Source organism: Evansella sp. AB-rgal1, from assembly GCF_041820985.1.
Lineage (GTDB): Bacteria > Bacillota > Bacilli > Bacillales > Salisediminibacteriaceae > Evansella.
Genome location: NZ_JBGUAU010000005.1, coordinates 51254 through 76316, shown reverse-complemented (window position 1 = coordinate 76316; position 25063 = coordinate 51254). Strand labels below are relative to the sequence as shown.

The following is a 25063-nucleotide window of genomic DNA, read 5'->3' as shown; positions in this document are numbered from 1 at the left end:
AGAAATGTCAGGACAAAGGACAAAAAAGCGATGTTTTTGTTTATAACGACTTCCGTGATAATCTCATTATTGACCGGTATGATCCAACGTTTCATTCGATGCGTTCAATGAAAACAAAGCATCTTAGTAGTGAAAATAGTGAAGATGCAATAACATGGAATGTGTTTCGATCTCTTCAACAACTAGACCCCACAATATGGCTACCAGAAATGTTTACAACCTCCTTTAACATGCCGTTTCCTTACAGCACACAACACACCAACATTAAGCTATGGAAATTACTTCAACCACCACAAGAACGAAAAAACATGGAGGGTCCAACAGAAATTGATATTTTAATAGAAACAGATGAATTTGTATGGATCATGGAAGCAAAATACAAAAGTGATATTAGTATGGAAACGAAACACGATAAGGATAGGAACCAGATTATCAGGAATATCGATGTTGGATCCATCTATTCAAACAAAAAAGACTTCTACTTCACACTTCTAGCATTACAACCAGAAGTAGCGCCTAAAGGCTATTCAACGATAAAAGAATACAAAGAAGATGGCAGCAAAATAGATGTACAACTTGATCCAAGAAAAGTTAGTAACCTAAAAGGCATAGAGTTTCTCACATGGTCAGAGATTATAGATGTTCTGGCGTCATTTGAAACGAAAACTCCAGACGAATATGAGAAATATGTAGCAGAAAGAGCGAGAAGGTGGTTGGAGGGGAAGATATAGTTTTCTTAGATTTAAAGGGTCTATGACGAAAATCTATTTCGAAATCAGAAGGAAGCGCAAGAATAGTTCCACTGCTTCCACATAATGACTTATCAGATAAGCTGCTGGGAAAACTAAAAATAAGGGGAGTAGATCGCAGAAATTTATTGTTGAAGTGAATCACGGGGACCAAGGAGACAGGTACCGTGTTCCAGTGTATGTTAGTTATAGAGGCAGTGAACCTGTCTCTGTATCCCAATAAGGTTTTTATTTTAAATGTCTTTGTGTAAGAATGTAATTTAGCTAAGTGGCAGTAATCCTTAACATATTGATGCAATTGAGATATATCATAATGGAGGAAACAAAACAAATATGTAGAATTAATGAAATATAATAATATTTTGCTAGGGGGTTGATGAGTGTCTATTTATAAAAATATTTTCCATTACTATCGTGGGCAAACAAGAAAAGGCTCAGAAGAATCAAAATTATTACAGGTAGAAAATAACGTAACAAAGGCTTATATAAATGTATTACAACATTCATCGCCAATCCTAACAATGCGTTTCGTAAATTGGTTGGGACTAAAATCCAACGGAGACATGGAATTCGAGTATATGTATCAAGTTTCCAATGAACTCCACCGAAAAACTCCACAAGCTGCAGTAATAGGTATAGCAGATACTAAAGAATTGAAAAATACTTCCCATGATAAAAAGTATAATATTCCTGATGGTGCAATATTATCTAAATCTATTTCAATATTAATTGAAACAAAGATAGGTTTAAACTCTTATCTTGACATAAATCAGATTGAGGGGCATAAGAATAGGTTTGCTATTGGGCAATCCATACAAGATAACATTATTCTTACTTGGGATGAAATTAGATCATTTTTTAGGGAACAATTAGAATTTTTTAAGGAATCAAGTGATATAATGACTTGTTTTTTACTACGGCAATTTGAGGAATTCTGTATTATTAATTGTCTTGGCGGTATAAAGACAAACGAATACTTCTTCTTACAGTTTGAGAAGGTGAAAGCTCAAGAATTAGCAAGAAAAATCCATGGTTATATCTGGCATGAATCTGGTTATCAAGATATAGAAGATGCTGGAACAAAGGACGGAATTGGATATAAAAAATTAGGAAAACCTAAATTTGCTACCTTATCTATTCAGAGGCAAAGGCATTTTATTCTTCATATTGGGAAGAAGGGAGAGAAATTAGGACTAAGTGTTCAAAAGGAAATAGATGAAACGCTTGGGCGGGTGTTTAATAGACAAGAACATGATGATGAAAGGTATCCTCATGAGGCATATATAAGACTGGAATGGGTTGATACTTTTGAACAAATTAAACCATTTATTGATTATTCGTACCAATTAAGATGACACATTTTCCCTAATGACTACTGAAGATCTAGTTATTAAGGTTCGAAGAATTAATATGTAAACAAAGTAATTTACAACCATACTATTCAATACTAAATTGTCTTTCTAGTTTGGAAAAACATGGTGTGTCCTATTTATGACCCACCCTTAATGTGATTTCTTCATTCATTCACAATAATAGACGATTCCTCTTTCAGAGTTGCAGGGGCAGTTCATATGATAAAATAACAAAAACAGCCGTCACCAAAGATCCAGTAAGTTGTGATATCTAGTAAAATAGATAGTTCCATGGGATATTTAATACAAGCAAGCAGAAATACAAATTTAATCGGAGGAAATAATTTTGAAAACTGACAACTGCGCCTTCTGCTCAAACGTAGAAATGGTCTTAGAAAACAACCTTGCCTTCGCCATCTTCGACAAATATCCAGTTAACAAAGGGCACCTTCTTATAATCCCTAAACGTCATGTGAGTGATTTCTTTGATACGACGGATGAGGAGAGAGCTGCCTTTAATGAGTTGTTGGAAGAGGGGAAGAAGCTTTTAGATAGTAAGTTCCGTCCTGATGGTTATAATATTGGGGTTAATTGTGGAGAAACTGCTGGGCAAACGATCTTTCATGTGCATGTACATTTAATTACACGATTTTTTGGAGATATGGAGGATCCGCGTGGTGGCGTTCGTGGTGTGATCCCTGAGAAACAAAAGTACTAGTCTTTGTGAGAGTTACCTTCTCATAAAGGCTTTTTCTTTTGGGTTTACCTTCCTTGTCCAATGGGGCTATGATAAACTGTTAAATATATACAATACAGAGGAGTCGGTCATAATGCCTACATATAATAAACTTGTTCGAGATAACATTCCAAATATCATTGAGAAGACCGGAAAGAAATATCAAACAAGAACCTTAGATGAAAAAGAATACATAAATGAATTGAAAGTTAAATTAGGGGAAGAAGTAGAGGAGTATCTCCAAACAGTGAGCGATGAGCATTCGGTAGAAGATCTGGCGGATGTGCTGGAAATCATTCACTCACTAGTAAAGGTACATGGAACAACAATGGAGGACTTGGAAGCAGTAAGAAAAGAAAAAGAAACGAAGCGCGGAGGCTTTCAGGAGCGTATTTTCCTGATTGATGTGGAAGATGAGTAATGTAAAACTCATTACAGAATCGTTAGTAGATGACGTTACAGAGGCAATGGGGCAGGCTTCCTCTATTTACATATTAACTTCCTTCATTATGAAATCAGGAGTAGAAGTTCTCCTTCAACCACTGAAAGCTGCTTTAAATCGTGGTGCGGAGGTCAAAATTTGTACTGGTGATTATCTATTTGTGACACAACCAGATGCTCTGACATTATTAGCAGAGCTAGATGATAGATTAGAGGTTCGTTTGCTTCACAGTAACGGGAAATCCTTTCATCCGAAGGCGTATATGTTTCAGTTTGAAAACAATGGTGGTGTTATGATCGTAGGTTCATCTAACCTATCAAGATCAGCGTTGTCGCATGGAGTGGAATGGAATCTTGCGATGGATTTGGATACATCCGTTTCTACATTTGAAAAAGCACTAGATGAATTTATGAAATTGTTTTTACATGAGCAGACCATTTCTGTAAACATAGAAACCATCCAAAGTTATCGAGAGCTTTATGATAAATATCATCGTGAAAATCCCGACCTCATCCGTACTTGGTCCAAAGCGGAAGAAGTTGAGCTTATGCTTCCAAAAGTACAAGAGAAAGTGGAAGCTGGAATCATTCATGATGATAAAACAGGATATGATGTTATTTCACCAAGACCATCCCAAGTAGAAGCATTAGAGGCGCTCGAAATTGTCCGAGAAGAGGGCTACGATAAAGCGATGGTTGTAATGGCAACTGGTCTAGGAAAGACCTATCTTGCATGCTTTTTTGCGAGCAACTTTAAGCGGGTTTTGTTCGTAGCTCATCGTGAGGAGATATTGAAGCAGGCACAGAAATCATTTCTTCATATCATGCCAGAGCGATCTGCAGGTATATACAATGGTGCTTTGAAAGAACATGACAAAGACTTTGTATTCGCGTCTATTTATACTCTTGCAAACGAACGACATCTAAAAAGATTTGAAAAAGATAGTTTTAACTTAGTTGTGATCGATGAGTTTCATCATGCAGCAGCTACTACCTATCGACGAGTACTAGATTACTTTGAAGCTGAATTTTTATTAGGGATAACAGCAACTCCTGACCGAATGGATGGGAAGGATGTTTATGGAATCTGTGATGGAAACATTGCATATCAAATTCACTTTATTGAAGCAATCCAACGTAATTGGCTTACCCCATTTCGCTATGTAGGAGTCTATGATGAAACAGACTATTCCCAAATTACATGGCTAGGTGGTCGGTATGATGAAGAAGAATTATTGGCTGTTCAACTAAAAGAAGAGATGGCAGAGAAGATATACAGTAGTTGGATAAAACACAAGCAAACAAAGACACTTGCTTTTTGTTCTTCTATTAAACAAGCAAAATTTTTAGCAGAGTACTTTAAAGCTAGAGGTGTTCATGCAACAAGCCTTCATTCCCAAGGAAGTGAATTCACAAGATCGGAAGCGATTGGAAAAATCGAGTCGGGGGAATTAGAAATCATTTTTACAGTGGACCTTTTTAATGAAGGAACTGATATCCCACCAATAGATACTCTTCTTTTCGTTAGACCAACGGAATCTCTTACTATTTTTACACAGCAGATTGGCCGTGGCTTAAGGCTGTTTGAAGGGAAAGAGTATTGTACCGTTATTGATTTAATTGGTAATTATCGAAATGCGGATAATAAACTTGCATTATTAGATACTCGAACGGATGAAGAAAGGATAAAAAGTAGTGAGCTCGTACCTCAAGTTCCTGAAAGTTGCATCATAGATTTCGACCTGGAAGTTATCAATTTATTAGATGAGTTAAGGAAGAAAAGACAACCGAGAAAAGAGCAATTGCGCCATGCATATATGGAATTAAAACAAGAGCTTGGAAGAAGACAAACATACCTTGAATTACACCTGCACGGAAATGCCAAAACAAAGGAATATAAAGACCAATTTAAATCGTACGCTGGATTTTTATATTGGGCAGAGGAGTTAGATGAACACGAGGAAGAAGTGTTCAAAGCTAATGAACCTTGGCTAAAGGAAGTGGAAGGAACTGGTATGAGCAAAAGCTATAAAATGGTGGTCCTTTCCTATATGTTAAGTCGAGGCGTTGAGCATTGGTTAGATCCAGTTTCTCCAGCTGAAGCAGCACCTTATTTTCATCGTTATCTAACAGAAAAAGAATATAGGAAACGCATTGATTTCTCCGATAAACAAGGTAGAAGCCTGTGGGAGTATGATGAATCAAAAGTAGCGAAATTAATAGCAACAATGCCAATGACAAAATGGAGCGGCAGTTCAAAAGGGCTATTATCATTTGAAGATAATATATTTAAGGTTGAGTTTGATGTGATAGAGGAACATAACGAAAAGCTTTTTGAGTGGACGAAAGAGATTTGTGAGTATAGGTTGCATGGGTATTTTGAGAGAAGGAATTATTTAAGCACTTAAAGTATACCCAATAATCCCTAAAATGAGGAGAATATATGAAAAGAAAAGATGATTTCATTAAATGGATGAAAAATTACTCTGAGTTATCACAGAGCAGCATAAATAAATATTCAGGGGCTATAAATACTATCTCTAGAGAATTAAAGGATAGTAGTATAACAGATAGAAACCTATATTATGTTGATAGTGCAGTTGAAATAGAAAAGCTAAAAGAATTGTATTTTTCAATTAATGAATATATTGAAAAGGACAAAAGAGGTAATAGAATGTATAGCAGAGCGCTTAAATATTATATAGAGTTTCTAAAACTAGAGGGTAAACGAGATAGTTGATGAACAAAGAACCTTATCAAAAATTGATAAGGTTACTTTGTGCTTACTAAATTATAATCTTTAATTAGGTTAATGTTCTCTTTTGCCCAAGTAGCAATAGGGAATACCATAGCTTTAGCTAGTAGAACTGGAACAGCATTACCTATTTGTTTGTATTGCTTATCTAATCTATTGTTTTTTTGAACTAGTTTATTTCCTCCGTCAGAAAACTCAAACCAATCGGGGAAAGTTTGAATGCGTGCAATTTCTTTAACGGATAAACGACGGTGTTGTGACGGGTCTCCCGGTAACTCCCATTTATCTTTGTCTATTTTAACCATTCCATCTCCACTCGGATGAAGAGGTGCTTGTCTACCTGATGCTTGAATAGTAAAACTTTGTTCATCCCATCTTTTCTTACGGTTACGTGATAAATATATAGGAGAGAATCCTCCTTCAAACCAATCACCAGGATCCTTTTCTAAATCACCAATTGCATCCTTTAGTGTAATATAGGGAAAATCTCTTTCGTAACCATGAGATGTTTCGGGCAATACGTAATCAAAGTTAATATTATCACGAACTCCAATAATAAATACTCTTTCCCTTAATTGTGGAACTCCATAGTCTCTAGCATTTACTAAATAAGGTTTTACTTTGTATCCAGCAGAAGCAAAGTCTTGAATTATTTGGTTTAATACTTCGCCCTTACCAAGAGTCATCATACCTTTTACATTCTCTGCTATGAATACAAAAGGTTTTGACTGAAGAAGACATCTAATAAAATGAATGTAAAGAAAATTTCTATCATCATCAATTAATCTTGGACCAGCCTCGCTAAATCCTGGGCAAGGAAATCCACCTAACACTAGGTCCGCCTTAGGAAAGGTTTTAATTCTACGTATATCTAACTCCTGTTGATAAACTTTTGGGAAGTTACTTCTATAGGTCTCGTTAGCTTCTTTAAACAGGTCGTTAGCATAAATTGTATGAAAAATGCTCTGTTCTCTTATGTTATTATATGTTTTCTTATCTTTAAAAGCTTCTAATGCTATATCTCCAACGACAGCTTCTAACCCAGCTAACTCTGCCCCTAAATCTAATCCCCCACATCCAGAAAATAGGCTTATAACATTGATTTTATCATCTCGATAATCGATATTAGTTAGCTCGTCCTCAGCCTCGTAATTAAAATTCGACTGTTCTTCTTTTATTTTTTGTAGAAGAAGTTGTTTAACTTGTTCAGGGTTATAATCTTTTAAGGGGCGGTATTTGGCACGACCTCTTTCATCAATCTTCATAATTCTACCTCCCTATTTGATACTATTGATATATCCTATTCTATCATCTATTACAGGTAAAGGCCAGTTTTTTCTCTTTAAAAACCAATGATTGACAATTCGATTAATTTTAAATGTATAATAAATTGAGGTGGTAAATATGAAGATATCCCCAAGACAAATTGGCGATCAGCATGTTAAATCTGTTTGTGAAGTCTTACGACACCAATTAAAAAACGAACCCGTGCCTACTTTTCCTGCAACGGTTACAAAAACAGTGTCATACATAAAGAACTTATTTCCAAATATCATATCAGTTAATTCGAAGTTCGAATCAGAGAATACAAACCATGCTAAAGATATTACCTTATATTTGAGCAATAATGAAGTTATATCTGTAAATCTATTTCTGATAAAAAAAGGTGGGCGTATTCAACCGAAGAATCCAGGTGCCAAAAGCTTTTTTTTAAAGTATTTTTATTCTCATTATTTACAAAACGAATTTAATAACTTTCTTGAAGAAGAGTATAAATATTTTCTCCATAGGGTATTAAATGAGAAGCTAGCCTCACACTATATTAATGAGAAAAAAGAACTTAAGAGATTAGTATCGATTCATTTCCCTAAATTTGATGAAAGTATTAACAGGCATAGAGAAGAATTTTTATATAAGTTACGTGAGAAATGTTTTACTTTACTAAAAGATGGATTTAATAATAAGAGTAATGGATTTTTCAATGCATACAATATATTTTTTATGACAGAAGATATTAATATTGTTACTATGTATGGAAAAACTCATAATGATGTCACAGTAAATGAGTTTGATCCAGGAACACCTGCTTTTAGCGATATTCATATATATAAAATTGGAAAAAATTCCGTTGGTATTAAGTATGGTAAAGTAGCATTGACTCTAAGATTTAAATTTGAGAGTGGTCCTACTTCCTCAATAAAATTAGCAGCAGGATATGATACTTTCCTTGAAGATGCTAAAAGAGTAGATGTTAATCATTCAACTTTAGGAAAATTCGAAGATATACTCAATAACCATAATTATATCAGTACATCTAACAATAGTAATGCAATTGGGAAGTGTCATGAAGCAATATCTTATTACCATCTCCTAAAGGAGTTTCCTTTTACTTCTCAGGTAGATCCGAACGAGGCTCCAGAATTGTTAAAGAAATATTATTCTTTTGTTAAGACTGAGGTAATACAGAAGCTGTTCGCAGCAACAGCCACAGTGGTAGATGTTATAAAAGATAATTTTGTTGAAAAGTATAATAATTTCAAGATTGATAGTATTGAGCTAGTACCGGATAGTTATATTAATGATAGGTTAGATACAGGTGATTTACAAATTATTTTAATAGTTAAAGACAATTATATTGTTGAGAAAATATCATTGAAGGCACTTTCCAGGAAGGGAAGCAAGATCACAACTAAAAATCCAGGTATCGGAACCATCCTAAGCTCTAGGTATTTCAATATTGGTAATATGGATACATTCGTCAACGAAGTTAAGACAAAGTATGAAACCGGTGAATTTACTAGATCTGAAAGTCTTGAGTACATTTCTTCTGAGCTCGGGTTTCACCTATCTAGTGCAAGACAGGAGCAATTAAAGAAAGGAATCCAAAATTTATTAGGAGAAGCGACAACTATAGTAACTTTTTATAATGATAATGTTAGTTATTATAAGGAGCATACACAAATTGAAAGTGAAGTAAAAGTTTATGTAAATGAACCCACTAGAATTCAAAACACTTTGGCATGGGATGGCGATAGTGAAAAAATAAATTTACGTGTAAAGTTTAGTAAGGGTCAAAGCCATGGTTGGTCTTCTGTAAAATTGACTTCAGAGTATCTTTTAAAGGAAAAATAGGTGGAGGTTTTTAAAAATATACATTGACTAAAAGGCAGAGAATTTAAACAAAAATATGTTATTAGAAAAGGCTAATTTACAGCTAAATGTGCTTGTATGTATTTGCTGGTTGTTTTAAAAGTTATAATGAAATGGTTGGGATTGTCTCTGTGTAGCGAAAAGGTTGATGTGGCAAAAGAAATCCAACTGCATTTGAAGTTCTTAGGTGAGTGAGTTGAGAGAGCATAGATTTGTTGATCGTCGTTCTATGGGTACCTTTCGTTCATTTCTGTGAGGCGAATCGTTGCGAGCATTCTTCCTTCATAAGAGGAACGTACTTTAAGGTAAGAGCTATCAATTATAAATTATAGTAATACACTTAAGGTTTGAAGCGACGCAAGCAGTGTTGTATATTATTCTATGGATAAGTACATATGTGGTAAAGCGGAGGATTTTAATATGAAAATTGAAATTGGAGAATCACTACTTTTATCATGGTTAAGGCATGTTAAGGAGTGCCAATTGGTCCAATTGAACTGGAAAGCTTCAGGAAAATGGGAGCTAAAGAACAGGGAGTTATTAGAGCAGCTAATGACTGTTTCAGCGGATTTGTTTTCGGAGAAATATAATTATAATTTATATAAGGGAAACAGGTCAGTAGATCAACTTATTGGACAAGGGGAGATTGACGTCTTAGGGATCTCTTATGAGGAAGATCAAAGCTATATCTATGCGATTGATGTAGCTTTTCATGAAAAAGGTTTGAACTATGGTTCACGGGAAGAGACGGTTTCAAGAATAATTAAAAAGTGTTTACGTACAGCCATGTGCATCTATGGATATTTTGGTTTTACTAATGGATCAATTGTTTTTGCATCACCCAAAATTAATCCTAGTGTGGAAAGAGAGCTCATGAACTGTGTAGAAGATATGAACCTAGTTTTAAGACACTTCAATCTAGATTTTACTATTCGTGTTATTGGTAACGATGAATTTGGTATAAAGATAGTCGAACCTGTTTTGAATGTACTTGGAGAGGTTGCGGATACATCAGAGCTATTTATGAGAAGTTTACAGATGTATAATTTATTCGCTGGAGAAAAATCAAGTCGGGCAGTGAGACAAAGGTCTGTTACTGAACGAAAAAGCTCCCCTATTCCAGAAGTGATAGAAGCGAAAGGTTTGGAAGGGTTGGAGGAAATGAAAATAGGCGCTATCGTCCGCACAGTACTTAGAAAAATTCTAGAGGAAGGTAAGGTTTCTAGGGAAGAAATAGAACGGATGCAAACAAAGAGCTTTTCAAGGGAAACATTCCATATTCAGTATCCTTTGTTGCAGAAGGCAAGTTTAACGCCTGGGGTTAAACCGGCAAGGTATTATTCAGGAACGATAACCATATTTGGCGAGGAATATTACCTGTGTTCTGAATGGTATGAGGTTCCTGCAAATAATGATAGACCATATTTGATGAAGTGGCTTGGGATGCATGTATAGAGTGTGATACAGAGTTAATAATCGACAAGTGGTCAGTGCTTACGTAAGGTTTGGAAAAATTTTATGTAGTTTTAGTAGGCTATTGATTTGTTGGTTAGCTGAATTTATCAACTGATAGAAAGAAGCCAACGTTTTGCCATTTTGCATACGTTTATATAGCCAGAACGATTATGAAAATCCTTCTCCTGGTAATAAAAAAGGTGGAATCACCATTCTAGAGGTAAAATCATTAGGAAATGTACAAAAGTAGATTTAACAGAATCCGTATCCTATAATTTAGAAGATATTATAGAGCTGGGAGTGAAAGACAGTATTTAAAATGTTTTGTTATCACTAAAACAATACAAGGGGAAGTCTAAACAAAGGGTTGGAATATTGCTTATTTGGGATGGTTTTCCGTATTAGAAGTAGGTACAAATGAGTACCTACTTTTTTCTATTTTCACTTTTCTCGCTGGATGAATTCTGAAAAAAATGACCTTCTTCACAAATTAACTATTTGATATTTTTTTTGCTATAATAATATTATTCAAATAATTCAAATATTTTATTTTCCGTAAAGGTTATCGAAAAATTTTCGCTTTAGGAGAAGAAAAATGGATAATAAAGGCTTAATCGGTAATCTCTATCGAGTATCAGAATGGCTAATACGTTTAGCATATATAAATATACTTTGGATGTTATTCACTATAGTAGGTTTAATAATTTTGGGCATTGCACCTGCTACAGCTACTGTTTTCACTATTATAAGGAAATGGTTTATGGAGACACGGATATTCCCATCTTCAAACATTTACATCCGTATATAAAGGTGATTTTATAAAGGTGAACATATTAGGTTTCCTGTTAGGGATTATTGTGTACATTATATATTGACTTTTTATTAATTAGCTTATTTTCTGGGATGCTACAGACGATTATGTTTGTTGGCTTAATCATTGCTAGTTTACTAGTTTTACTAGTAGTGATTTATATTTTTCAAGTTTTTGTTCATTATGATTTTAAATTTTTCGATTATTTTTAACAAGCATTACTTAGCTGGGTTTGTTAGCGCCATCACTACTATTACCATATTGCTTTGCGTGGTTATTTTATATCAACTATACCTTTTTGTTCCTGGTTTAATTCTATTCTTTAGTGTGAGTTTTCTTTGTATGATTATAATAGGCCAGTATTATATGAATTTAAGGAAAATTGAAGAAAGAAAAAGGGTGTTGGAAGAAAGCTTTGATGGGAATTAAGTTGGGAAAACAATAATTTTTTACAAAAGAGCCGTTCTAATTCAAATGAAGATACTGAAGAGAGATTCCCTCTTTGATACCATGGTTTAGGATTATACTTTCTAGGAAAGAGTTGGGTCATATGAAACGGTGGAAAAAATTCACATTAAGAACTAAAATGATTACTGCTTTTTCTACGGTTGTATTGCTTCTTATTACTTTTATATGTTTATTGTTTTATTTTACAAATGTACATGAAATGAAGCAACAAACCCAATCCCTATCCGGTGTTATATCAAGGCAATTTAATAAGACACTAGAATTATATATTGCGGATATTGAAAGATTATCAACAGTAATTTTTACGGATACAATCATACAGGATAGTTTAGATAATCACCATGATATTTATAATCCTCATGAACACATCAATATAAAAAATAATATTTTTCCAAGGTTATTTAATTATGGATATCCTATGCATGATGTAGAGAAGATTTCAATATATACAACGAATAGAATTGTTTACAACTACTATAAAAGAGGAGATTTAAGTATTGAAAGAGCCATACTAAAAGAGGATTGGGAAGACACGTTAGGAGGGCTATCCAAAAATGAATTTATGCTTTTACCAACAGAAGAAATCCTCTTACAGAATGGCACACGTAAGCAAGTGATTTCTCTAGTAAAGCACATTTATCAAATACCACGTAGGCATTATATTGGTTCCATGAAAATACAAGTTAATATTGATTCGTTAAATAATCTACTGGTCCTTAATGATCACCTTGAATTAGGTGACCATATTAGAGTTCTCATTATTACAGAGGAAAACGATGTGATTTATGATAATAATCGTGAACTAACAGGTGAAAAAATGAGAAACTTTGAATTTAAAGAGGAAATGGATAATAATTCATTTGGAGAAGTTAGTTGGGAGAATAACGATTACTTATATACTTTTGAGAAATCAAATTACACCGATTGGAGAACACTGATATTAATATCAGATATGTTTATTGTTTCAGAACAGAAAAGAATCCAGTCTTTCATTATCTACATTGGGTTGCTTTCCACCATAATTATTACATTTGTTTCAATTTGGCTATCCCATACTATCACTGAACCTCTTGAAAAGATAATGGCAAAAATGACATTAGTAGAAAAGGGTAAGTTGAAAGAGCGAATGGAAATAACGGGAAATGAAGAAATGGACGTCTTGAATCGAGTTTACAATAAGATGCTTGATAGCATCAATCGCTTGATTAGGGAAGTATATGAATCCAAGTTGGCCGAAAAAGATGCGAAAATAATTGCGCTCCAATCTCAAATAAATCCTCATTTTTTGTATAATACGTTAAATATCATGAAATCTATTAGCCGTGTAAAGGGAGTTGAGGAGGTTGCAGAAATTTCCGAGGCACTTTCTGATTTATTTAAATATAGTATGAAGCATTTAAGGGAGCCAGTTCCTCTAATGAATGAATTAGAACATGTACATAATTACATGAAAATACAAAATTACCGTTTTGGAAAAAGATTTAAATTACAATGTAGTATAGATGAAGAACTATTCGTGGCGTCATTACCTAAATTAACAATTCAGCCTATTGTAGAAAACGCTGTGAACCACGGTCTTAGTGATGTAAAAAATGGAGGATTAGTGGAGTTAAATGGTAAAAAAAATGGTGACATTCTCGTTATAACGATTAAAGATAATGGAAAGGGCATGGAAAAGGATAAGGTAGAAGCTTTGAAAGAAAGACTACTATCCTTAACTTTTAAAGATAAATACGATAGTGAAGGTTCAGGAATTGGGCTTATAAATATTCAAGAGAGAATTCAATTATTATATGGTAAAACATTTGGTTTGAGAATAGAAAGTGAACAGAATTTCGGAACAACAATAACTTTAGAAATACCTTTTGTAATATATGAAAGACGGAAGGAGTTGGATGGCCAATGAATTTATTTCTTGTAGAAGATGAACCGTGGGCATTAATGGAGTTAGTAGAATTATTTAAACGCTATGAGCCAGCACACACGATTTATTCTTTTGAAAACGGAGATGATGCTTTTTCTGCACTAGAAAAGGTTCATCCACAACTAGTTATTTCCGATATAACAATGCCTGGAATGAATGGTCTAGAACTGATAAATAGAATATTGAAAGTAGACCCTTCCGTAAAGTGTATTATTTTAAGTGTACATGATCAATTTAATTATGCTCAGCAGAGTATCAAGATAGGAGTAATTGATTATTTATTAAAACCTATCAAAAAAGAGCAGCTATATACAACAGTTGATCAAGTTATTGCCACTATTGAAAGTGAAGAAAGAAAAATACGAGAAAGTGAGATTTTGGCTATTTCTAAAATGCTATATACATCTCTAGAAAATGAAGAAGAACATATTTTATATCGAAACTCCTATTATTTAGTCTGTTTGATATTAGAAAATCGGGAAGGGGATAAAAGCTGGGCTGATTCCAGTATTACAAAGGGAGAATGGTTAGGCTTTCTTGAAAGGAAGTCCTTATATAAAAATGGACTATTCTGTTTAGATTATGATTCTCAAAGCAGAGTGCTACTTATTCCTGAAATGGAAAAGGAAAATCAGATCCAAATAGAAATACATCTAAAGGACATTTATGAACAAATGAAAAGTAAGGAAATAGTCCATATGAGCTACCTTAAGAAGAGGGAAAATGAAAGTATTGCAAGAACATTTGCTTTAGTGAATAAAAATTTAGAAAAACATATGAGATTTGGACAATCGACATTCGTTCCCCCAGAAGCTCTAGAGGAAGAAGTTGATTTGACCAATGTATGGGTTAAAATTCGAGTGATTGAAACTCTAATTTCAAAAGGGGAATTATTAAAACTTAATGGGGTAATTGATAGTATAACTTTAGAGTTACAGCATAGAAAGATTACTATTTCTCAGCTGAAATTATTAATTAATAATATGCACTATGCCCTAAAATATAAACTAAAAGAGAAGTTAGAATCAAATACGGACATTGAGTCTATTCAAATAAACTTAGATATATTAAATAAATTGTCTGATTTCAACCAATTGTCTAATTGGTTAAAGGAAGTATTCGAAAACTTGGCAGAATATTTCACCCCAACATTAATTGAACCGAAGCATTTAATCCCAAGAGTTGTACAGTGGATCCATAACAATTATCAAGATAATCTATTTTTTCAAGATTTCGCCAATGAACATCATGTTAGCTTAAGTTATTTATCAAGAGAATTTAAAGCACAAACAGGCTGTACATTCTCAGAATATATTATGAGATATCGAATGGAAAAGGCGAAGGAATTTTTCACGGAAGGGATAAATAAAACAAGTGAGGTGTGTAAGCTTGTTGGTTATGAGGATCCCAAACACTTTAGTTCTGTTTTCAAAAGAGTCGAAGGGATGACTCCCAAAGACTATAAAAAATTAATTCAAAGCAGGAAGAAAATAAAGACTAATTAAAGAAAAATAAGATAGTCTAAATTACGTTATTTCATTTATTTGTTATGACATTTCGACTGGACTATCCTTCTTCAATCTATGAACCTTTCGTAGGCAAAGAGTGTTCGCTTATTGCGAGCACTCTTTGCTTATCCCCATCCTTCTTCCAACTACGTAATAAATAGATTTAATACCATCATATTTTTACTGACAAAACAAATCTTCATTTTTTTTTTTTTTTTTTTTTTTTTTTTTGAAATTTCTAAATAGTAAAATATTTACCCCTAAATAGTAAAATGAAAATGTTTAATTACAACTAAGTTTTCTTTATGATTAAAATACAAAATATTTCAACAAATGAAAATGGGAGGGAAATTACAATGAAACCTATGAAGAAGTTACTTTGTTCAATTTTTCTACTAATGATATTTTCATTAGTAGCGTGTAATTCTGATGGTACAACGGGTGGACAAGGAAGTGAGGACGACGATACAGAGGTAACTCTAACGTTATTATTAACTTCTACGCAAGCAAATGCTGGAATGGAAGCTGTAGTTGCAGAGATTGAAAATAGGTTCAATATTAAAACAGAATTAGAGATTCGACCAGCTGGTACAGAAGGAGATAATCTAGTGAAAACTAGGTTGGCCACTGGGGATATGACAGATATTATGGTGTATAATTCAGGCGCTTTATTGGATGCAATTAACCCTTCCGAATATTTCATTGACCTCAGTGACGAGTCATTTATGGATAAATTAGAGGAGACTTTCTTAGATACAGTTACAGTAGATGGTAAAAGTTATGGTATACCAGTGACGACTGCACAAGCGGGAGGATGGCTCTATAACAAAAATGTTTATGAAGAACTCGGGCTTTCTGTTCCAAGTTCTTGGGATGAACTGATGGCAAACAATCAAGTAATTAAGGATGCAGGGAAAGTACCTGTTGTAGCATCGTTTGGAGATACTTGGACATCCCAACTTATTCTTCTAGCAGATTACTATAATGTCCATAGTGTACTTCCTAGTTTTGCAGATGATTATACTCATAATAAAGCTAAGTTTGCAGATACACCATTAGCACTTCGTGGATTTGAAAAAATGCAAGAAATTCATGATGCTGGCTTCTTTAACGACGAAGAAACTGCTACTTCATATGAAGATGCTATTAGAATGGTAGGAGAGGGAACTGCTGTACATTACCCGATTTTAACTCAGGCACTGCCTGCATTTTCTAAAGACCATATAAATAATATTGGTGTATTCGGTCAACCAGGTGATGACGCTGAAAATCACGGATTGACGTTATGGATGCCAAATGCAGTTTATATTAATAAAGATACAGAAAAATTTGAAGCGGCCAAAACGTGGTTTGAGTTTTACCTTTCTCAAGATGCCCAAGATATATATATGGCTAATTTCGCACCGCAAGGACCATCTGTAATAAGAGGAATCGAACTTCCAGAAGATGTTTATCCTGCAGTTAAGGATATGCTTGTCTATGTACAAGAAGGGCGAGTTGAAGCGGCATTAGAATTCCACTCTCCATTAAAAGGTCCGAATCTTGAACAAATTTTGGTTGAAGTCGGTTTAGGAATGACATCTGCAGCAGATGGAGCAGAGAACTACGATAGAGATGTACTCAGACAGGCTAGACAAATAGGCCTTGACGGTTGGTAAACAGAAGTAATCATTAATCATTAAAGTACTCAATGATGATGGTTAAATAATAAGTGGAAAGCATCAATGGAACCTTTCCAGAAGGTGCTTTCCTTTATATTCCTATTCATCTAGTTTTCTTAGAATAGAATATATGATAGGGAGTGAACAATATTGAAATACAAGAGTGTATATACCTATACCTTACTAATTCCTGCAGCGATAATCTATGGTGTTTTGTTCATTCTACCTACATTACTATCCTTCTTTTTTAGTTTTACAAGGTGGGATCTTCGAGAGTGGCAATGGATTGGCTTCGAAAACTTTATTATGTTCTTTGAAGAACCCTCTTTAATGATAGGTTTTCAGAACACCTTAATATATGCTGGTCTAACGATGGGTTTAAAGGTAGTTTTTGGACTGATTTTTGCGGTTTTCTTATGTTCTAAATTAAAAACGAAAAGTTTTCTAAGAGCAACTGTATTTTTTCCAACGTTAGTTAGTACCATAGCCGTCGGTATCACGTTTAGTGCCTTAATGCACCCTTCTCGTGGGCTAATTAATGAAACATTAGCTATGTTAGGAATAAATGGCCCGAATTGGTTAGGTAACCCCAATTTAGCGTTGATTTCTGTCGCTTTAGTGGATGTTTGGAAAGGAGTTGGTATTGCAACCGTAATTTTCATTGCTGGTATTATGTCTATACCAAAAGATTATTATGAAGCTGCGCAAATAGATGGGGGTAATAAATTTAATGAGTTTTGGAATATTACCCTACCTTTATCTAGACCTGCTATTAATACGGTTATTATCTTGGCTTTCATAGGTGGACTTCGTACCTTCGATTTAGTTTGGGCTATGACAGGGGGAGGACCTGGGTTTAGTTCCGATTTAATCGCTTCTATTATCTATAAACAATATCAAGGTGGTTTCTATGGTTTATCTACAGCTGGTAATGTGATTTTATTTATGTTAGTAGCAGCCATTGCCTTTCCTTTATATATGTTTCTCAATAGAAAAGAGGTGGACTTATGAGACCGGAAACAACCGTTCGAGCAAACCAGAATTTAGAGATAAAAAAGAAAAAGAACAAAAGGACTTTTACCAATCTGTTGATTGAAGGATTAGTCGTACTATTTTCTGCAGTAGTATTTTTAATTCCCTTTTATTTCATTATCATTAATTCTTTCAAAACAAACGAAGAAGCTAGTAGAATGTCCATAAGTTGGCCAACAGAATTCCGAATAATTGAGAATCTGACGGAAGTATTAAATGCAAGAAATGGAATGCTGTTACTGGCGTATTTTAATAGTACGGTAATAACATTAACTTCAATTACAATTTTGGTGTTTGTTTGTTCCATGACAGCGTTTGTTCTACAACGGAGAAGTGATAAAAAGACAAATGGCATTGCCTTTGTATTTATATCGGGATTAATGGTACCGACGGCCATTGTGCCTACCATTTGGGTACTTGATAAACTTCATTTGTTTAAAACCCTTCCAGGTATTATCTTAATCATGGTGGCAATAACGGTTCCTTTTGCCATTGTCCTATACAGAGGTTTTATAGCTACTATCCCTAGGGAAATTGATGAGTCAGCTATTATTGACGGTTGTGGTGGTTGGATGTTGTTTTTAAAGATAATTTTTCCATTATTAAAACCAATTCATGCAACAGTAATTATTATTTCTGCGGTAAATATTTTTAATGACTTTGTTCATCCTTTATATTTCTTCCCAGGAGCAGAGAATGCAACTCTTCAATTAACTCTTTATAATTTCATGAGTATGTATGAAACATCTTGGAATCTTCTATTTGCAAATGTGTTATTAATTACGATACCTCCTTTTATTTTATTTTTGTTCTTTAATAATAGAATTGTTTCTGGGATGACTGCTGGTTCAGTAAAGGGATAAAAATTGTAAATATTACTTCTCATTACTATTGGATGGTTAATAAATAAAAAGTAAGAACATTATAGAAGACTGGTATAAAGGGGGCAAGCCCGGAGGCTAAGTAATAGTGTCCGGAAATCTTATGAACTACAAAGAATTTAGTAGAAGTTTAGAAACAATAGTAGGTATTACCGTTACACCTTTTCATAAAGATACAAAGGAAATGGATAGTGATCAAGTAAAACAAAATGCAGAGTTTCTTATTAATAGTGGCCTTAAGGTAATAGTTCCATGTGGTAATACGAGTGAGTTTTATTCTTTGACTATCGATGAAGCAAAATTAGAAATAAAAATGGTGACAGAACAAGTAGACGGAAGGGCTAAAGTAGTTGCAGGTGTTGGTTACGCTGTAAAAACAGCTATTGAGTTGGGGAACTTTGCAAAGGAAGTAGGGGCAGATGGCATCATGATTCATATGCCAATCCATCCCTATATAACAACTGAAGGTGCTGTTCAATACTTCAAGAAAATTATTACATCCGTTGATTTACCTGCCGTTGTTTATTTTAAAGATCCAAACATTAGTGATGAAGTTCTTTTGGAACTTTCGTCTATGGATAAACTTGTTGGAATTAAATATGCCATTAATGACCTTCCTCGATTTGCGAAAACCTTTAATAAAATTGACGTAACTAATAATAATGTAGCCATGATTTGTGGAACAGCAGAAAAATGGGCGCCTTTCTTTTACCAGGTGGGTGCACGAGGATTCACTTCTGGTCTAGTCAATCTTTATCCTGAGAAATCCTTTGCTCTACTCGAAGCACTTGAAAATAATGACAACAACACAATTTGGGAAATATGGAATCAAATAGTGGCATTTGAAGATTTACGAGCTAAGTACAATAGCGGAAATAATGTTGTAGTAATCAAAGAGGCTATGGAGTTAGTGGGTTTAAATGGTGGAGTGACTAGAGAACCTGTAGCTCCATTAAAGGAAGACGATAAGGTTAGTTTACGAGACTTAATTAATAGTTGGGGATTAAATTATCATAAAGTTTAGAAATCTGTAAGTGGAGGGTCAAAAATGAGTGATACTTATTTAAATTATATTGCTGGTGAATGGTTGCCATCCAATAGTAATGAAACTCTAGTTAGTCATAACCCAGCCAATACTAAAGAAATAGTTGGTTATATTCAGAAATCTACAAAAGCAGATGTGGAAAAATCCGTAGAATCTGCTAAAAAGGCGTTAAACTCGTGGAAAAGAACCTCCTCAGTAGTAAGGGGAGAATTGTTACGAAAAGCCGCAGACTTACTGGAAGAAAAGATAGAAGAGATAGCTAAAACGGCCACGTTGGAAATGGGGAAAACATTAGTTGAAACAAAGGGTGAAGTAATAAGAGGGGGAGCAATCCTCAGATATTATGCACAAGAAGGGCTTCGAAAGGTTGGTGACACGATTCCATCTACAGATAGTAGAAACCTTCTATATACAACAAGAGTTCCTATTGGAGTGGTAGGTGTGATCACACCGTGGAATTTCCCTATAGCCATTCCCATTTGGAAAATGGCTCCTGCCCTTGTTTATGGAAATACGGTCATTATTAAACCTGCATCTGAAACAGCAATTACAGCCATAAAGATTATGGAAGTATTTGCAGAAGCGGGATTTCCTCCAGGAGTAGTTAATATTGTAACAGGGAGCGGTTCTGAAGTTGGAAATAGTTTAGTAGAAAATAGAAATGTAAATGCAATTACTTTTACAGGTTCAAACGAGGTTGGAAAGCACATTGCCACCACGTGTATTCAACGGGGGGCTAAATATCAACTTGAAATGGGAGGAAAGAATCCGGTAATTGTATTGAATGATGCGGATTTAGATTTAGCATCGAAACTGACTGTAAGTGGGGCCATGAAACATACTGGGCAAAAGTGTACTGCTACCAGTAGAGTTTATATTCACGAAGATATTTATCATGATTTTAAAGAAAAGGTCATAAAAGAAGTTTCAAACATTAAGGTAGGACCGGGTGTAGCTGAAGATACATTCATGGGGCCTTTATCATCAAAGTCTCAGTTAGAAACAGTATTACATTTTATAAAGAAAGGCAAAGAAGAAGGTGCAACGCTAACCTTTGGTGGAAATACGTTAACCGATGAAGAATTTAAGGATGGGTATTTCATACAACCAACTGTTTTTGAGGATGTTGAAAATTCAATGGCAATTGCTCAAGAGGAAATTTTTGGTCCTGTTCTGTGTTTAATTAAAGTAGCCAATTTAGATGAAGCTATTGAACTAGCCAATGATAATGCCTTTGGGTTATGCGCGTCCATTTTTACACGTAATCTAGGTTATGCCTTTACCTTTGTAAATGAAATAGATGCGGGCTTAATAAAAGTAAATGGTGAAAGTGCAGGGGTTGAATACCAGGCCCCATTTGGAGGAATGAAAGCTTCTAGCTCTCACTCTAGAGAACAGGGTGAAGCGGCAAAGGAATTTTTTACGTCAATAAAGACAATAACCATAACCCCAAGTTAGTAATTTGGAGGGGTGTCATGAAAACACACAAAGTAGCGCACCAAGGAGGCATAACCAATTTACATCGTCCATGGTCAGGAAATCTTCCTCTTGTAAGTCTACCGTGAACATACACTCTCTAAGGAGTGGAAAGCGGAGACTCCAGCGGGAAAAAACAATATGCGGAGCCCACAGCGAGCAGGTTCATTGCTAGCGAGGAATCTGAGGCATTGCCTGTGGATAGCGTCCACGTGCAACGGATTTGAGAGAATCCATTTTAAATACTCTATTGTGCTAGTTTGCAGTTTCACGGAGGAATCATAAAACCATATCACAAACAGAAAGGTGAGATATTTGATGACTAAGAGAATTTTAATTTTAACTGGAGATGCTGCAGAAACCCTTGAGGTAATTTACCCATTATACAGATGTATTGAAGAAGGATTTGAGACTACAATTGCTGTACCAAACAAAGAGGAGGTACAAACCGTGGTACACGATAGACAGCCTGGAATTATGGAGGTATCTACAGAAAGACTTGCTTATCGTGTCCCAGCACAGAAAAAATTCAGCGAAGTGAATCCTGAAGACTATGATGCACTCATCATACCAGGGGGAAGGGCACCAGAACATATCCGAACAAAACCTGAAACCGTTCATATTGTTGGACATTTCTTAAGAGAAAACAAAATTACGGGGGTAATTTGCCACGGGGCAATTGTTTTTCTTGTTCCTGAATTAAAAGAACTTGTTTTAAATAGAAAAATAACAGCTGTTCCAACATGTCACTTTGAAGTGGAGGAGTCCGGTGCTCAGTTTAGTGAAGAATTGGTGATAACTGATGGGAATATTGTATCGGCACAAACGTGGAGAGACCTTCCAGGATTTATGAAGCAATTCATAGAGGGAGTTAGTAAGTAAGTTAAAAACACATATAGTGATAACAGCATAAGGACTACTTTTTATGAGAGGTGCTAAGGGTATGAATATCCAGGCAGAGGAGTTAAAGGAATTTTCTTTTGAAATCTTAAAAAAAGTTGTACCTGAAGAGGAAGCAACTATAATAGCTGATACTTTATTGGATGCGGAACTTACGGGCGTTGTCTCCCATGGAGTGTCTCGATTACATGATTATATTAAACGTTTTGATAAAGGCTTAATTGAAGGGAAAACAAAGCTAGATAAGATAAATGAAACACTAACTTCCTCCTTATATGATGCCAATAACGGTTGGGGACAAGTTGCTTCTGTTTTTGCCGTAGAAGAAGCGGTGAAAAAAGCACAGGAATATGGTACTGGATTTGTGGGAATTTCTAATTCAAACCATAATGGAACTTCCGCTTACTACACGAAATTGATAGCAGAGAAAGGTTTAATTGGAATTGCAATGACAAATGCGTCCCCACTCATGGTACCTTTTGGTGCAGCAGAGCCATCCTTAGGTACGAATCCTTTGTCTATTGCTATTCCTAATAAAGATGGAGAAGCGCCGGTTGTTTTAGATATGGCAACGAGTAATGTAGCTCGTGGAAAAATTATTTTGGCCAATAAAAATAACGAAGCTATCCCTGAAGGATGGGCTATTACGAAAGAAGGGAAACCTACAACGTATGCGGCGGAAGCACTAGAAGGTTATATTTTACCCATGGGTGCCAAAGGTTCAGGATTAGCGATTATGGTTGATATACTTTCTGGAGTTTTAACTGGGTCCTTATTTGGAAAAAGTATCCCGAAAATGTATGGGGATGATAAACCGCAACGAGTTGGACATTTGATAGGGGCTATCAGCCTTGACGGATTTGTTCGGAAAGAAATGTTTTTTGACAACTTACATGCAAGAATTAAGGAAACAGTGGAGAGTAAGCCAATGGAAGGACACGCTCAAGTCTATATGCCAGGAGATCTAGAAAGACAGAAAGCCGAATATCACTTGCAGCACGGAATATCTTTGTCTGAGGAAGTTTCTAAGGAATTAGAGGAGTTAAGTGTAAGGTTTAGCGTTCCATTCCAAATAACTTCGAATAAATAATCTAAAGTACTGTGAGGAGAGTCAATATGTATAATTTTGAAGGGAAAACGGTGTTTGTAACAGGAAGTAGTACTGGAATAGGGAGAGCTACTGCTATAGCCTTTGCTCAACATGGGGCAGACGTAATCGTCCACTATAATAGTAGTGTTCAAGAGGCGGAGGAAGTTAAAGCTGAAATAGAAAAGTGTGGAAGGAGAAGCCTACTCCTAAGTGGAGATGTCTCTGACTCTCAACAAGTAAATCGAATGGTAGAGGAAATTAAAGAAGAATTCGGAACAATTGATATTTTAGTTAATAATGCAGGTTCAATGGTCAAACGTGCTAGATTGGAAGATCTAGATGAAGATTTATGGGATCGGGTTATTGACGTAAATTTAAAGTCTGTTTATCTAGTAACGAGAGCTACGTTACCATTACTCAAACAAACAAAGGGAAAAATTATAAATGTTACATCAATAGCAGCAACCAATGGCGGGGGCAGTGATTCCATTGCATATGCAACTTCTAAAGGGGGAGTAAGTACGTTAACTAAGGCCCTTGCAAAGGATTTAGTAGAATATTACATCAATGTAAATGCCCTTTCACCTGGGACAATTAGTACGCCTTTCCATGATAGGCATACTTCTCCTGAAAAACGTCAAAATGCAGTAAAGACCATACCGATGGGGAGAGAGGGAACACCAGAGGAAACGGTTGGAGCTACTTTATATTTGGCATCAGACTACGCAGGATTTGTTACAGGTCAGATAATAGAAGTTAATGGTGGACAATTAATGTAGTTTGCTAGTTGTTTAGTTAAGGAGTGGAAGAGAGATGAAGACGATGCAACAGATCAAATCTATATATGACTTATTCAACAAAATGAAAATTATTGATTTATCCCATACGTTAGAAGAAAACATACCTGCCGTTCCTACTCATTCTAAATTTGGTCATCAACTATGGAATTCCTACCATTTAGGTGACCGTGCCCTAACCTATAATCTATCTATGAATGAACATACTGGTACTCATGTAGATGCATTCTCACACTTTATTCAAGAGGGAGAATCGAATCAATTTATTAATGAAATATCTTTAGAGAAATTTTGTGGTAGCTATGTCCGGATGGACTTCTCGTCACTTGGTCCTAAAGGAGAGTTGACGAAGACTCATATTACGAAATGGGAAGAGGAGCATGGAGAAATTCAACAAGGGGATATAGTTTTACTTTACTATGGTTGGTCTAAATATTGGAAACTCCGTCCTGATGACCAGAAATTCCTGAGAGATTGGCCTGGAGTAGGTCGTTCTGCAGCGGAATATTTAGTAGAGAAAAAGATTAAGATGATTGGTGTAGATACCATCAATGTAGAAGTATTTGAATCGAAGCTTTTTCCTGCCCATAATACGTTACTACAACATCAAATACCGATTGCTGAGAATCTAAATAATTTAGAAATTATAAAGGAGAGAGGTTATTTCATGGCTTTTCCGTTACCAATTAAAGGTGGGTCAGGTTCACCTGTAAGAGCGGTCGCGTTTATGGAGTAATATCCTAGAAAATCTTTATAAAATGAAAACATTATTAAAATAAGGATTTTTCTGGAATTGTTGAAAATGAAGAGATTCCAAGAAGGAGCGAGTACT

The 25063-nt window shown here is 35.0% G+C and carries 23 protein-coding genes and 1 pseudogene; 22 read left to right on the top strand and 2 right to left on the bottom strand.

Annotation, left to right across the window (positions count from 1 at the left end; translation table 11 throughout):
* Window positions 1-107: 107 nt before the first annotated feature.
* The 6 genes from ACERII_RS05495 to ACERII_RS05470 all read left to right on the top strand — a co-directional run bounded on the left by ACERII_RS05495 (window position 108) and on the right by ACERII_RS05470 (window position 6018).
* Window positions 108-731, top strand: a complete 624-nt coding sequence (locus ACERII_RS05495; RefSeq protein WP_373640646.1) for a hypothetical protein — start codon at window positions 108-110, stop codon at window positions 729-731.
* A gap of 398 nt (window positions 732-1129) precedes the next feature.
* Window positions 1130-2104 (top strand): hypothetical protein, encoded by a 975-nt coding sequence (locus ACERII_RS05490; RefSeq protein ID WP_373640645.1) that lies wholly within the window; start codon window positions 1130-1132, stop codon window positions 2102-2104.
* A gap of 343 nt (window positions 2105-2447) precedes the next feature.
* Window positions 2448-2819, top strand: a complete 372-nt coding sequence (locus ACERII_RS05485; protein ID WP_373640643.1) for an HIT family protein — start codon at window positions 2448-2450, stop codon at window positions 2817-2819.
* 112 nt (window positions 2820-2931) lie between these two features.
* Window positions 2932-3258: a phosphoribosyl-ATP pyrophosphohydrolase gene (locus tag ACERII_RS05480; RefSeq protein ID WP_373640641.1), complete on the top strand. Its 327-nt coding sequence runs from the start codon at window positions 2932-2934 to the stop codon at window positions 3256-3258.
* A complete protein-coding gene (locus tag ACERII_RS05475) occupies window positions 3251-5686 on the top strand; it encodes a DEAD/DEAH box helicase family protein (RefSeq protein WP_373640825.1) in 2436 nt (811 codons plus the stop codon). Before ACERII_RS05480 ends, ACERII_RS05475 begins: the two co-directional genes overlap by 8 nt.
* 35 nt (window positions 5687-5721) lie before the next feature.
* Window positions 5722-6018 carry a hypothetical protein gene (locus ACERII_RS05470; RefSeq protein ID WP_373640640.1) on the top strand — a complete coding sequence of 99 codons (297 nt, stop codon included), beginning with the start codon at window positions 5722-5724 and terminating at the stop codon, window positions 6016-6018.
* Window positions 6019-6050: 32 nt separating this feature from the next.
* On the opposite strand, the gene ACERII_RS05465 is transcribed toward ACERII_RS05470, so the two are convergent.
* Window positions 6051-7298, bottom strand: coding sequence for a DNA cytosine methyltransferase (locus tag ACERII_RS05465; RefSeq protein ID WP_373640639.1), 1248 nt, complete (start codon window positions 7296-7298; stop codon window positions 6051-6053).
* A 139-nt stretch (window positions 7299-7437) separates the two neighbouring features.
* Here ACERII_RS05465 and ACERII_RS05460 point away from each other — a divergent pair, with 139 nt between their 5' ends.
* On the top strand, window positions 7438-9165 hold the full coding sequence (locus tag ACERII_RS05460; RefSeq protein WP_373640637.1) for a hypothetical protein: 1728 nt from the start codon (window positions 7438-7440) through the stop codon (window positions 9163-9165).
* A gap of 71 nt (window positions 9166-9236) precedes the next feature.
* Here the strand turns inward: ACERII_RS05460 and ACERII_RS05455 are convergent, their stop codons facing one another.
* Window positions 9237-9395 carry a hypothetical protein gene (locus ACERII_RS05455; RefSeq protein ID WP_373640823.1) on the bottom strand — a complete coding sequence of 53 codons (159 nt, stop codon included), beginning with the start codon at window positions 9393-9395 and terminating at the stop codon, window positions 9237-9239.
* Between the two features lie 208 nt (window positions 9396-9603).
* Here ACERII_RS05455 and ACERII_RS05450 point away from each other — a divergent pair, with 208 nt between their 5' ends.
* From ACERII_RS05450 to ACERII_RS05380, 15 genes and pseudogenes are all read left to right on the top strand, one after another.
* Window positions 9604-10638, top strand: coding sequence for a hypothetical protein (locus tag ACERII_RS05450; RefSeq protein WP_373640636.1), 1035 nt, complete (start codon window positions 9604-9606; stop codon window positions 10636-10638).
* Window positions 10639-10771: 133 nt separating this feature from the next.
* A complete protein-coding gene (locus ACERII_RS05445) occupies window positions 10772-10888 on the top strand; it encodes a hypothetical protein (protein WP_373640635.1) in 117 nt (38 codons plus the stop codon).
* Window positions 10889-11233: 345 nt separating this feature from the next.
* On the top strand, window positions 11234-11446 hold the full coding sequence (locus ACERII_RS05440) for a DUF624 domain-containing protein (RefSeq protein WP_373640634.1): 213 nt from the start codon (window positions 11234-11236) through the stop codon (window positions 11444-11446).
* A pseudogene (locus tag ACERII_RS05435) lies at window positions 11427-11513 on the top strand (YesL family protein); the annotation flags it as partial. The gene ACERII_RS05440 and the pseudogene ACERII_RS05435, both read left to right, overlap by 20 nt.
* Window positions 11514-11999: 486 nt before the next feature.
* Window positions 12000-13823: a sensor histidine kinase gene (locus tag ACERII_RS05430; RefSeq protein WP_373640632.1), complete on the top strand. Its 1824-nt coding sequence runs from the start codon at window positions 12000-12002 to the stop codon at window positions 13821-13823.
* Entirely contained in the window at window positions 13820-15346 is a 1527-nt protein-coding gene (locus ACERII_RS05425) for a response regulator transcription factor (protein ID WP_373640631.1), read from the top strand. Before ACERII_RS05430 ends, ACERII_RS05425 begins: the two co-directional genes overlap by 4 nt.
* A gap of 359 nt (window positions 15347-15705) precedes the next feature.
* The gene (locus ACERII_RS05420) at window positions 15706-17007 is read left to right on the top strand and encodes an ABC transporter substrate-binding protein (RefSeq protein WP_373640629.1); all 1302 of its coding nucleotides are present in this window, start codon (window positions 15706-15708) and stop codon (window positions 17005-17007) included.
* Window positions 17008-17160: 153 nt separating this feature from the next.
* Window positions 17161-18021, top strand: coding sequence for a carbohydrate ABC transporter permease (locus tag ACERII_RS05415; protein WP_373640628.1), 861 nt, complete (start codon window positions 17161-17163; stop codon window positions 18019-18021).
* Window positions 18018-18905, top strand: a complete 888-nt coding sequence (locus ACERII_RS05410) for a carbohydrate ABC transporter permease (protein WP_373640627.1) — start codon at window positions 18018-18020, stop codon at window positions 18903-18905. Before ACERII_RS05415 ends, ACERII_RS05410 begins: the two co-directional genes overlap by 4 nt.
* A gap of 106 nt (window positions 18906-19011) precedes the next feature.
* Window positions 19012-19947: a dihydrodipicolinate synthase family protein gene (locus ACERII_RS05405; protein WP_373640625.1), complete on the top strand. Its 936-nt coding sequence runs from the start codon at window positions 19012-19014 to the stop codon at window positions 19945-19947.
* A 24-nt stretch (window positions 19948-19971) separates the two neighbouring features.
* Window positions 19972-21426, top strand: coding sequence for an alpha-ketoglutaric semialdehyde dehydrogenase GucD (gene gucD / locus ACERII_RS05400; RefSeq protein WP_373640624.1), 1455 nt, complete (start codon window positions 19972-19974; stop codon window positions 21424-21426).
* A 336-nt stretch (window positions 21427-21762) separates the two neighbouring features.
* Window positions 21763-22326, top strand: coding sequence for a DJ-1/PfpI family protein (locus tag ACERII_RS05395; RefSeq protein ID WP_373640623.1), 564 nt, complete (start codon window positions 21763-21765; stop codon window positions 22324-22326).
* Window positions 22327-22387: 61 nt separating this feature from the next.
* Window positions 22388-23434, top strand: a complete 1047-nt coding sequence (locus ACERII_RS05390; RefSeq protein ID WP_373640622.1) for an Ldh family oxidoreductase — start codon at window positions 22388-22390, stop codon at window positions 23432-23434.
* A 26-nt stretch (window positions 23435-23460) separates the two neighbouring features.
* Complete coding sequence (locus ACERII_RS05385) at window positions 23461-24213, top strand: SDR family NAD(P)-dependent oxidoreductase (RefSeq protein WP_373640620.1); 753 nt, start codon at window positions 23461-23463, stop codon at window positions 24211-24213.
* 34 nt (window positions 24214-24247) lie between these two features.
* A complete protein-coding gene (locus tag ACERII_RS05380) occupies window positions 24248-24967 on the top strand; it encodes a cyclase family protein (RefSeq protein WP_373640618.1) in 720 nt (239 codons plus the stop codon).
* Window positions 24968-25063 lie beyond the last annotated feature (96 nt).